At 72.2% G+C, this 10084-nt stretch carries 10 protein-coding genes; 7 read left to right on the top strand and 3 right to left on the bottom strand.

Annotation, left to right across the window (positions count from 1 at the left end):
* Positions 1-294: 294 nt before the first annotated feature.
* From ACR68M_RS16755 to pyrE, 5 genes are all read left to right on the top strand, one after another.
* A complete protein-coding gene (locus tag ACR68M_RS16755) occupies positions 295-1137 on the top strand; it encodes a methyltransferase domain-containing protein (protein WP_441251309.1) in 843 nt (280 codons plus the stop codon).
* 405 nt (positions 1138-1542) lie between these two features.
* Positions 1543-2163, top strand: a complete 621-nt coding sequence (locus ACR68M_RS16750) for a DUF2617 family protein (protein WP_441251308.1) — start codon at positions 1543-1545, stop codon at positions 2161-2163.
* 92 nt (positions 2164-2255) lie between these two features.
* Entirely contained in the window at positions 2256-3953 is a 1698-nt protein-coding gene (locus tag ACR68M_RS16745) for a spermidine synthase (RefSeq protein WP_441251307.1), read from the top strand.
* A gap of 93 nt (positions 3954-4046) precedes the next feature.
* Complete coding sequence (locus tag ACR68M_RS16740) at positions 4047-5018, top strand: hypothetical protein (RefSeq protein WP_441251306.1); 972 nt, start codon at positions 4047-4049, stop codon at positions 5016-5018.
* 45 nt (positions 5019-5063) lie between these two features.
* Complete coding sequence (gene pyrE, locus ACR68M_RS16735; RefSeq protein ID WP_441251305.1) at positions 5064-5603, top strand: orotate phosphoribosyltransferase; 540 nt, start codon at positions 5064-5066, stop codon at positions 5601-5603.
* An 82-nt stretch (positions 5604-5685) separates the two neighbouring features.
* Here pyrE and ACR68M_RS16730 read toward each other — a convergent pair whose 3' ends face one another.
* A complete protein-coding gene (locus ACR68M_RS16730; protein WP_441251304.1) occupies positions 5686-6399 on the bottom strand; it encodes a DedA family protein in 714 nt (237 codons plus the stop codon).
* A gap of 331 nt (positions 6400-6730) precedes the next feature.
* Between ACR68M_RS16730 and fbaA the strand changes: the two genes are divergently transcribed.
* Positions 6731-7753 (top strand): class II fructose-bisphosphate aldolase, encoded by a 1023-nt coding sequence (fbaA, locus tag ACR68M_RS16725; RefSeq protein WP_441251303.1) that lies wholly within the window; start codon positions 6731-6733, stop codon positions 7751-7753.
* 69 nt (positions 7754-7822) lie between these two features.
* On the opposite strand, the gene ACR68M_RS16720 is transcribed toward fbaA, so the two are convergent.
* Positions 7823-8242, bottom strand: a complete 420-nt coding sequence (locus ACR68M_RS16720; protein ID WP_441251302.1) for a DUF3151 domain-containing protein — start codon at positions 8240-8242, stop codon at positions 7823-7825.
* Positions 8243-8412: 170 nt separating this feature from the next.
* Between ACR68M_RS16720 and ACR68M_RS16715 the strand changes: the two genes are divergently transcribed.
* Positions 8413-9156 carry a DUF3152 domain-containing protein gene (locus tag ACR68M_RS16715; protein WP_441251301.1) on the top strand — a complete coding sequence of 248 codons (744 nt, stop codon included), beginning with the start codon at positions 8413-8415 and terminating at the stop codon, positions 9154-9156.
* 37 nt (positions 9157-9193) lie between these two features.
* Here the strand turns inward: ACR68M_RS16715 and ACR68M_RS16710 are convergent, their stop codons facing one another.
* The gene (locus ACR68M_RS16710) at positions 9194-10030 is read right to left on the bottom strand and encodes a sterol carrier family protein (protein WP_441251300.1); all 837 of its coding nucleotides are present in this window, start codon (positions 10028-10030) and stop codon (positions 9194-9196) included.
* Positions 10031-10084 lie beyond the last annotated feature (54 nt).

Genomic DNA, 10084 nt, shown 5'->3' with positions numbered 1-10084 from the left:
CTAACGACCTACCCGCGCAAGACTCATTCGTCGACCATCAAATCCCTTGCCAAACAGGCACTTTGGTGTTCTCTCGGCCAAGTCTTGCCGTGGCCAGGGGAGATGACCTTGCTGATGATCTGTCAATTGTACGAAGTGGCGCAGAGCCCTGAGCCGAGTGAACAGCGAGCAGCCGGGAGGCGGATCGTTCGAACAGCTGCGCAGGGCGACACACGGGTGCAACAATCCGGAACGGCGCCGCAGCGGCACGGAACGGCGGCGCGCCACGCCGACACGGGAGAGGTCGAGGAGCGCGTGAACGTCGATCTGGACTACTTCAGCCGGCACCACTGGAACCGGGTCGCGGATGCCCGTGGCGCGTCCTCCAGCGAGATCGGCACCGCCCTGATCGACTCCCTCGTCGGCCTCGTCCACGCGTCCGGCGCGCGGAGCGTCCTGGACGTCGGATCGGGCAACGGGGCACTCAGCTGCGCCCTCGCCGCCGCCGTCCCCGAGTCGCAGGTGTCCGGGCTCGACTACTCCGACGTCGCCGTGCGCATCGCCACCGAGAAGTTGCTGCCCGCCCTCCCCCTCGAACTCCAGCACCGACTGTCCTTCTCGGTCGGATCGGCAAGCGAACTCCCGTACGAAGACGCCCAGTTCGATGCCGTCACGATGCTCAAGACCGCCTGGGTGCTGCCCGACCTGCCGGCCGCGCTGCGCGAGTGCCGCCGGGTGCTGCGTCCGGGCGGCAGCCTGCACGTCCAGTCCTGGGGTGATCCGGACGCGTGTGCGGCCCTGACGCTGGGGAGCGGTGTGCTCGGCGACTCGGTCGAGGGCTTCGAACTGCCACCGGAGGCGATGGCACCCTTCGAACTGACCCCCGAGCGCCTCCACGAGGAACTGACGGCGGCGGGCTTCCGGGTCGACCACCAGCACCCCTTCTCCTGGCAGCTGACCGTCGACTCCCCCGCGCAGTACTGGGACCGGCTGCGCTCCATCGCGGGCACGGCGTACTGGGTGCTGGCCGCTCAGTCGGCCGAGGACCGCGAGGCGCTGGACGCGGCCTGGCAGCTCCACAGCGCGGAGTACCGCCGGGAGGACGGGACGGTCGGCCTGCCGCTGGGCTGGTACGTCTCGGTCGGCACCGCAGTCTGACCGCCACCGGTCCATTCACCCGTTCGTACCAGCCCTGACCGGCCCCGACCCACCCCGCCGGGCGGCCGGTGCACCGCCGTGCGAGCACGCCACCCGTACGGACGGCGCACCGACCGCGTGCACGGCGCGCGCTCTGGCTTTGGGGGCGCACACTGGACAGAGTCGTTCACCGTCCCGATCACACCCTGGCTGTGGCTGCGCCCAGACCGGTGAATGCTTGGCAAAGATGGGTAAATCCCTGACGGACCCGGAGAATTCGTGCTTCTCTGCTGCTGAATCTCCAGCCGGAATCCTTCCTTCCACGGTCGGCCGCGCCAGGGACCGCACAGCCTCGAACAGCCCCGCTCTGCGCCGGGCCGGATGCTGCACGGCGGGCGCGCACGGAGCTGAAACGCGGAGCCCAGCATGCTCACCACACTGCAGACTTCCTACACGGACACCCGCGCCGGTGATTTGGCGTGGTGCCTGGGCGGCGAGCCGCTGCCCGCGCTCGCGGTGCGCGACCTGAGACTCGACAGCCCCGGCACCGACACCACCACGGCCGCCCGCTCCGGCGGCACCCTGCAGTTGCGCCTGCTCGGCGCCTCGCACCAGGTCATCCTGGCCGCCGGGCCGGGCGAGTGCCTGGAGACCGTCGCCTGCCTGCCCGGCCGCCAGACCCCGCTGCCTGCCCGGGTCGCCAAGCAGGTCGCGGGCTGGGAGTACGAGTTCGCGGCCCGGATCGAGGAGCTGCCCGCCCACATCTTCGCCGCCCGCGCCCAGGAGTTGCTGGCACTGGTGGAGGGCCACCCGCGCGCCCTCGCCGGGATCTTCCCCGGCGACCCGAGCGCCTTCACCGCCCTGGTCGCGCACGGCGACCAGAACCGGGTGCTCTGGCGGACCTGGCACGCCTACCCGCAGGAGGGACGCCTGGTCTGCACCCGCTCCTCGCTCGTCGTCCGGCCGACCGGCCCGAGCCCGAGTCCCGGTACCAGTAGTCCCAACAACCCCACCAGCCCCTCCCGCCACAGCGTCGAGCCGGACTGATACCCCATGCTGATGAATCGTCAATTCGCTGCACCGCGCTGTCCGTCGAATGGGTGCAGCTACCGACACCGCACGTCGCCTAGCGTTTGTTCATGATCAACCATCCGGCAGGCCCACCCGTCCAGCCGGGCGTCAACGGCGAAGGATCGTCCCCGCTCGGAGCCCAAGACCCCACCCGGCTGCGCGAGATCGGCGCACGGGCCGTCCGGGCGCGGGACGCCATACCGGGTGGCACCGGCTCGCGGCCGGGCCGCCGACGCCGCGCCCACCCGCGCGCCGCCCGGCTGCTGGTGCTGCTCGCCGCGTTCGTCTGCGCGGCCTGCGGTCTGGTGTACGAACTCGAACTCGTCGCCCTCGGCGGGTACTTGCTCGGCAACTCGGTCACGCAGACCTCCGTCGTGCTCTCCGTCATGGTGTTCGCGATGGGCGTCGGCTCACTGCTCGCCAAACGGCTGACCCGACGCCCGGCCACCTCCTTCGCGCTGGTCGAGTGCGCGCTCGCGCTGATCGGCGGGCTCTCCGTCCTGGCCCTCTACAGCTGCTGGGCCTGGCTCGACCGGTACGGGGCCACCAGCGCCGGGCTGGTCGGCACGACCTTCGTCATCGGCACCCTGATCGGGGCCGAGATCCCGCTGCTGATGACGCTGATCCAGCGCATCCGCCGGGAGGACGCGGGCCGGGCCGCCGCCGACCTCTTCGCCGCCGACTACGTGGGCGCCCTGATCGGCGGGCTGGCCTTCCCGTTCGTCCTGCTGCCCGCCCTCGGCCAGGCCACCGGCGCGCTGCTCACCGGCGCGGTGAACGCCCTCGCCGGGGCGGCCGTCGTGCTCTGGCTGTTCCGCGACGAGCCACCGCCACGCGCCCGGCTGCTGCTGTGGACGGGCTGCGGGCTGGTGCTGATCACCCTGGCCGTCGCCGCCGCCTGCACCGGCGCGATCGAACGCGCCGCCAGGCAGGCCCTCTACGGGGCTCAGGTGCGCTTCGCCACCCAGAGCCGGCACCACGAGATCGTGCTGACCGGGCCCACCCCCCGGGTGCCGCCCCAGCGCGACGCGCCCCTGGAACTCTTCCTCGACGGCCGCTCCGCCGTCTGCGGCCCGGACGAGTACCGCGAGCACGAGGCCCTCGTGCAGCCCGCGCTCGCCACCGGCCGACAGCTGCGGGTGCTGGTGCTCGGCGGCGGCGACGGGCTGGCCCTGCGCGAGGTGCTGCGGCACCCGTCCGTCCGCTCGGTGCTGGTGGTCGAGCCCGACCCGGCGCTCCCCGCCCTCGCCCGCAGCGACGAAGCCCTCGCCGCGCTCGGCGAGCACTCCTTCGACGACTCCCGGGCCACCCTGGTCAGCGCCGACCCGCTGGAGTGGCTGCGCAGCGGCGACAACACCTTCGACGTGATCGTCTCCGACCTGCCCCCGCCCGGTGACGGACCCGACCAGACGTACGCCTCCGCCGAGTTCTACGGCCTCGCCGCCCACCGCCTGGCCCCCGGCGGCCGGCTCGCCGTCCGCTCCGGCACGGTCGGCCCCGGCCTCTGGTCCACCGAGTCCGGCCTGCGGACCGCCGGGCTGCAGACCGTCCCGTACGCCGCCGCCGACGGCCCCCGGCACTGCCCTCGCGGCCCCGAGCCCGGCCAGACCTTCGTGCTCTCCTCCGACACGCAGCCGGAACTCGCCCTCGCCGCGGACACCCCCGCCCCACGCTCGCTCACCCCCGAGAGCCTGCAACGCTCCGCCGAACAGCTGGCCGCCGAACGCCCGGCCGAACTGCCCGCCCCCCGGACCCTGCTCGGCTAGGCCGGGCCGGTGCGTCCGCCGGTAGGTCTAACGCGGGCGTCAACCTGACGGCAAGGGTCCGTCCCGGGGAGGAGGGTGGGTAGGCTCGCTGACATGGAGCATGAGGTTGTCGTACCGCTGTCGGCCGATGTCGTCCTGCCGGCCCTCCGGGAGCCCGCGCTGCTGGCCCGCTGCGTCCCGGGGCTGAGCACCGAGGCCGACGCCGGTGACGGGCAGGAGATCAGCGGCAGGCTGAGGGTGCGGATCGGTTCCTCCACCATCACCTACCGGGGCACGCTCTCGCTGATCCAGGGCCGCGAGGGCGTGCTGACGGTGCTCGCCGAGGGCCAGGAGGCGCGCGGGAACGGCGCGGTCACGGCGACCGTCCGGATCGCCACCGAGAAGGCGGAGCCGGCCGAACAGGCCGCGCAGGCCGACACCGCCGGGCAGCCTGACACCACCGAGCAGCCCGCAGGCACCGACCGCGCGGCCATCCGCTTCACCTGCGACCTGAGCGCGACGGGCCGGCTCGCCGAGTTCGACGCCGCCACCCTGGCCGCCGCCGGGCGCCGCCTGCTCGACCGCTTCGCCACGGCTCTCGTGCTGGAGGCCGGAGGCGCAGAGCCGCCCACCGCGACAGTGCTCTACCTGGAGGACCACGCCGCCTCGGGCTTCGGCGACCTCGACGACGACCTCAGCGACCTGATCTCCTTCTCCGACGACCCCGAGCCCGGCCCCCGGCAGCCTGCCGAGCTGCCGGAGTTCCCGGCCGTCCCGGACTCCCCCGCCGATCTCCCGTACGTCTTCCAGCCCATGCCCGCCGCCGCGGACGCGGCCCTGGACGGACCCGTCCGCCGCAGCATCGTCGGCCGGTCGGCGGAGGAGGTCGACCACGCCCCGCCACGCGGGCGCTACGCCCCGGCTCCGCCCGCCCGCAGCGCCCGTGCCCGCGCCGCCACCCGCTGGGTCGGCCCGGAGACCGTCCCGGTCAGCGGCGGTGGCAGCTCGGTGCCGTGGATGATCGGCGGCGGCGTCGCCCTGATCGGCGGCGCGGTCGTACTGGTCCGCGCCCTGCGGCGGCGCTGACCGCAGGCCGGGCAGCAGGTCGAACAGCCCCTAGACTGGCTGCTCATGAGCAACCACCGCGACGCCCTGCTGGCGCAGATCAAGGACAAGGCCGTCGTGCACGGCAAGGTCACCCTCTCCTCCGGGCTGGAGGCCGACTACTACATCGACCTCCGCCGCATCACGCTGGACGGCGAGGCCGCTCCGCTGGTCGGCCAGGTCATGCTGGACGCCACCGCCGAGCTCGACTACGACGCCGTGGGCGGTCTGACGCTGGGCGCCGACCCTGTCGGGACGTCGATGCTGCACGCCGCCGCCGCGCAGGGCCGGAAGCTGGACGCGTTCGTCGTCCGCAAGACCGGCAAGGCGCACGGGATGCAGCAGCGGGTCGAGGGGCCGTCCGTCAAGGGCCGCCGGGTGCTGGTGGTCGAGGACGTCTCCACCACCGGTGGTTCGCCGCTGACGGCCGTCGAGGCCCTGCGTGAGGCGGGCGCCGAGGTCGTCGCCGTCGCGGTGATCGTCGAGCGCGGCGCCGCCCCGGCGATCGAGGCAGCCGGTCTGCCGTACTACGCGGCCTACTCCCTCAAGGACCTCGACCTCGGCTGATCCCAGGCCCCAGGCCCCGGGTACGAGAACGGCCGGCGTTTCACGTGAAACAACGTGAGACGCCGGCCGTTTCCGTACCTGGTCAGTTCTTGCGGTGCCGGCCGCCGACCGAGTCGGCCTCGCGGGAGTCGGCCTGGCCGGCCGCCTTCTTCTTCTTCCGCTCGCGCATCACCTCGAAGATGATCGGCGAGACCGAGATCAGGATGATCAACAGCATCGCCGGGATCAGGTACTTGTCGATCACGGGCGCCAGCCCGGCACCGGCGAAGTAGCCGATCAGCAGCATCGACTCCGTCCAGAGCACGCCGCCGACGACGTTCCACACGAAGAACGTGCGGGCGGGCATCTCCAGCGTCCCGGCGACGGGATTGAGGAAGGTCCGGACGATCGGGATGAAACGGGCCATCACCACGGCCTTGGCCGGCCCGAACTTGTCGAAGTACTCCTCGGCCTTCAGCACGTACTGGCGCCGGAAGATCTTCGAATCGGGCTTGTCGAACAGTTTCGGGCCGACCTTGGCTCCGAGCAGGTGCCCCAGCTGTGCACCCGCGACGGCGCAGACCGGCGCGCCGATCAGCAGCACCGCGATCGGCAGCCTGGCCCCCTCTCCCAGCACGGAGGAGGCCGCGCTCGAGGCGGCGACCCCGGCCAGGATCAGCAGCGAGTCACCGGGGAAGAAGAACCCGATGAGCAGGCCGGTCTCGGCGAAGATGATCGCCAGCAGCCCGATCGCGCCGAGCGAGGAGATCAGCGATTTGGCGTCCAGTACGTTGACCGCAAGTTGGATTGGTTCCACGGGCGCAGGATAGCGCTCAAGGGTTTACGGAGGCTCAACGTCACCCCGGGCCGGGCCGTGCGGCCCGTCTCCGTCCCAAGTGGCGAGCCACCTGGTGATCCCGGCGGGCGAGTCTGGGAAGATGGCACAGGCGTCCGGTCCGTGGTCGCAGAACACCCTCATCTGTCCCAACCGCGGCGGAAGCCTCGAACCCTGGTAACGGAAGCCGCACCGCAGAGCCGCGTCGGCCACCGGTACCGACTGCATCACGGTACTCATACCCACGTACCGAAGGCGTACCGAGCGTCGGACAGGTCGTCCGTGCGCCGCACACCGACAGGAGCGGATTCGCATGCCCATCGCAACTCCCGAGGTCTACAACGAGATGCTCGACCGGGCCAAGGCGGGCAAGTTCGCCTACCCGGCCATCAACGTCACCTCGACGCAGACCCTGCACGCGGCCCTGCGCGGCTTCGCCGAGGCGGAGAGCGACGGCATCATCCAGATCTCCACCGGTGGTGCGGAGTTCCTGGGCGGCCAGCACAACAAGGACATGGTGACGGGCGCGGTCGCGCTCGCCGAGTTCGCGCACATCGTGGCCGCCAAGTACGACATCACCGTCGCGCTGCACACCGACCACTGCCCGAAGGACAAGCTGGACGGCTACGTCCGCCCGCTGCTGGCGATCTCCGCCGAGCGCGTGGCCAAGGGCCAGAACCCGCTCTTCCAGTCGCACATGTGGGACGGCTCCGCCGAGACCCTGAACGACAACCTGACGATCGCCCAGGAGCTGCTGGCCCAGGCCGCCGCCGCCAAGATCATCCTCGAGGTCGAGATCACCCCGACCGGCGGTGAGGAGGACGGCGTCACGCACGAGATCAACGACGAGCTGTACACCACCGTCAACGACGCCGTCCGCACCGCCGAGGCCCTCGGCCTGGGCGAGAAGGGCCGCTACCTCCTCGCCGCCTCCTTCGGCAACGTGCACGGCGTCTACAAGCCGGGCAACGTCGTGCTGAAGCCGGAGCTGCTCCGCGAGCTCCAGGCCGAGATCGGCAAGCAGTACGGCAAGCAGGACCCGTTCGACTTCGTCTTCCACGGCGGCTCGGGCTCCACCGCCGAGGAGATCGCCACCGCGCTGGAGAACGGCGTCGTGAAGATGAACCTCGACACCGACACCCAGTACGCCTTCACCCGCCCGATCGCGGACCACATGTTCCGCAACTACGACGGCGTCCTGAAGGTCGACGGCGAGGTCGGCAAGAAGAACACCTACGACCCGCGCACCTGGGGCAAGCTCGGCGAGGCCAGCATGGCCGCCCGCGTCGCCGAGGCCGCCAAGAGCCTCCGCTCGGCCGGCACCCGCCTGAAGTAGGCCCGAAACAGCAGTGAGCCCCCGGCGGTCATCGTCGGGGGCTCACTGCCGTCTACGGCACTGCTACGGCTACTGCTTGAGCTCGGCGTACGCCTCCGGGCTGCTGTCGTTCAGGAACTGCCAGCAGCGGTCGGCCTCCTCGGTCTCGTCGATCGCGTCGGCGGCGCGGGCCAGCCCGGCCAGGCAGCGCAGGAAGCCGCGGTTGGCGCGGTGGTCCCACGGCACCGGGCCGTGGCCCTTCCACCCGGCCCGCCGCAGGGCGTCCAGGCCACGGTGGTAGCCGGTGCGCGCGTAGGCGTACGACTCGACCACCCGACCGGCGTCGAACGCGTCGTCGGCCAGCATCGCCCAGGCCAGCGAGAAGGTCGGGAAGGCGGCCGCCACCTGGGTGGGCGAGGCCGACTCCTCCCCGAGCATCCGGTACGGCTGCTCCTCCTCGGGCAGCAGGGTCGGTTCGGGGCCGCCGAGCAGGTTCTTGTAATTGGTCATACGGGCAGTCTGCCACCCACCCGGACCGTCCCCGGCCGCTCGCTCGCAAACCCTTCACACACCTAGATACCGGGTATGTGGACAGGTCGGACGACCACGTGCAAAAGTGACTCGACGGGGGTCACGGACGACGCACCGTCGGCTCTGTCGTCAACCGGGGGACGTGCTCTTTGCTGCCCGAAACCGAGAACCACCCACGCCGCCGCGCCAGGCTGCGCCCGCACCGGATCCGCCGGCGCCGCCTCACCCTGCTGGGGCTGGTCACCACCACCGCCCTCGGCGCTGCGGCGTTCGCCTTCACCGACCTCGGCAGCTCGCCGCCCTCGGGCGCGCGTGCCTCGCTCGCGCCCGGCGGCCACGGGGACGGCAGCTTCACCACCGCCGCCGTGACCGGCCCGGCCATCGGCCACGGCATCGTCCGGCGCTACAAGGTCGAGGTGGAGAAGGGGATAGGCATCGACCCGAAGGCCGCCGCCACCCAGATCCAGGGCATCCTCGCGGACCCCCGCAGCTGGACGACCGACGGCGTGGACAGCTTCCAGCCGGTCACCGACTACCCGTACGACTTCACCGTCCGGATAGCCTCCCCCGCGACGGTGGACCGCCTGTGCGGGGCCGCCGGGCTGCAGACCAACGGCGAGGTGAACTGCGACGTCGGCCGCCAGGTGATGGTCAACTCCAAGCGCTGGACGACCGGTTCACCGCAGTTCAGCGGCAGCCTGGACGACTACCGGGCGCTGATCGTCAACCACGAGGTCGGCCACCGGATCGGCCACGGGCACGAGGGCTGCCCAGGGCCGGGCAAGCCCGCCCCTGCGATGATGCAGCAGATCTACGGCCTGGCCGGCTGCCTGCCCAACGCCTGGCCGTACGACGCCGCCGGAAACTACCTCACCGGCCCCAGCGTGCCCTGAGCCCACCTGAGCCCCCGCCCGGACCAGGGCGCGGCGCTCAACCCATCACCGGCAGGTACGCCGACAGGTCGCTGCGCTCGCCGCTCGCCGAGACGGCCGCCGCCTCGACGGCCGAGGCGAAGTCCGTCCGGCCGGTGGCCAGTCGGATCCAGTGCAGGGCGTCGGTCTCGACCACGTTCGGCGGGGTGCCCCGGGTGTGCCGGGGGCCGGGCACGGCCTGCACCACGGCGAACGGCGGGATGCGCAGCTCGACCGCACCGCCCGGCACCTGGTCGGCGAAGGCGTCGGCCAGCAGCCGGGTGACGGCGGCCAGCGCCTGCCGGTCGTGCGGGAAGGCGGCGAGGCCGAGCGCGTCCGCCAGGTCGTCCGCGTGCACCACCAGCTCGACCAGCCGGGTGACCAGGAAGTCGGCGAGCAGGATCGGCCCGAAGCGGATCACGAACCGCCTTGCGGGGTCGGCGAGTTCGGGCCCGTCCAGGACGCCCAGCAGGGCGTCCGCGGCCGCGTCGAAGGCCTTCGCCAGCTCGGCCGGGCCGCCGCCGAAGACACCCTCCGCGTACTCCCGCGTCGACGCGTCGATCCCGGCGGCGGCCGTCTTCGTGATGCCGACCCACTCGACCAGCGGGATCGGCGCCCCGTCAGGCACCGGCTGGTCCAGGTGGCGCGGCATCCAGTCCAGGCAGAAGCCCAGGTGCGCGATCAACTCCCGTACCCGCCAGTCGCCGAGGCGGGTCGGCCGGGCGAGCAGCGCCGGGGCGTCCGGGTCGGCGCAGAGCCGGTGCACGGCGGCGCGCAGCGCCTCCGTCTGCGCGGCGAGCGCGGCGCGGACCATGGCGGGGTCGAAGGTGCGGGGGCGACGAGTGGGGGTCGGCATGCCTGCGAGGCTAACGCGAAGGGTGGCCCGCGCAGCAGCGCGGACCACCCTTCG

The sequence above is a fragment of the Kitasatospora sp. McL0602 genome, from assembly GCF_052076145.1.
GTDB lineage: Bacteria > Actinomycetota > Actinomycetes > Streptomycetales > Streptomycetaceae > Kitasatospora.
The sequence above is the reverse complement of the archived record's forward strand: the minus strand, read 5'-3'. Positions and strand labels throughout refer to the sequence as shown.

Bases quoted from the DNA above. Each gene is read 5' to 3' on its own strand.
- ACR68M_RS16720 (WP_441251302.1), bottom strand. From the start codon at position 8,242: ATGACCAATTACAAGAACCTGCTCGGCGGCCCCGAACCGACCCTGCTG.
- ACR68M_RS16710 (WP_441251300.1), bottom strand. From the start codon at position 10,030: ATGCCGACCCCCACTCGTCGCCCCCGCACCTTCGACCCCGCCATGGTC.
- ACR68M_RS16750 (WP_441251308.1), top strand. From the start codon at position 1,543: ATGCTCACCACACTGCAGACTTCCTACACGGACACCCGCGCCGGTGAT.
- fbaA (WP_441251303.1), top strand. From the start codon at position 6,731: ATGCCCATCGCAACTCCCGAGGTCTACAACGAGATGCTCGACCGGGCC.
- pyrE (WP_441251305.1), top strand. From the start codon at position 5,064: ATGAGCAACCACCGCGACGCCCTGCTGGCGCAGATCAAGGACAAGGCC.
- ACR68M_RS16740 (WP_441251306.1), top strand. From the start codon at position 4,047: ATGGAGCATGAGGTTGTCGTACCGCTGTCGGCCGATGTCGTCCTGCCG.
- ACR68M_RS16745 (WP_441251307.1), top strand. From the start codon at position 2,256: ATGATCAACCATCCGGCAGGCCCACCCGTCCAGCCGGGCGTCAACGGC.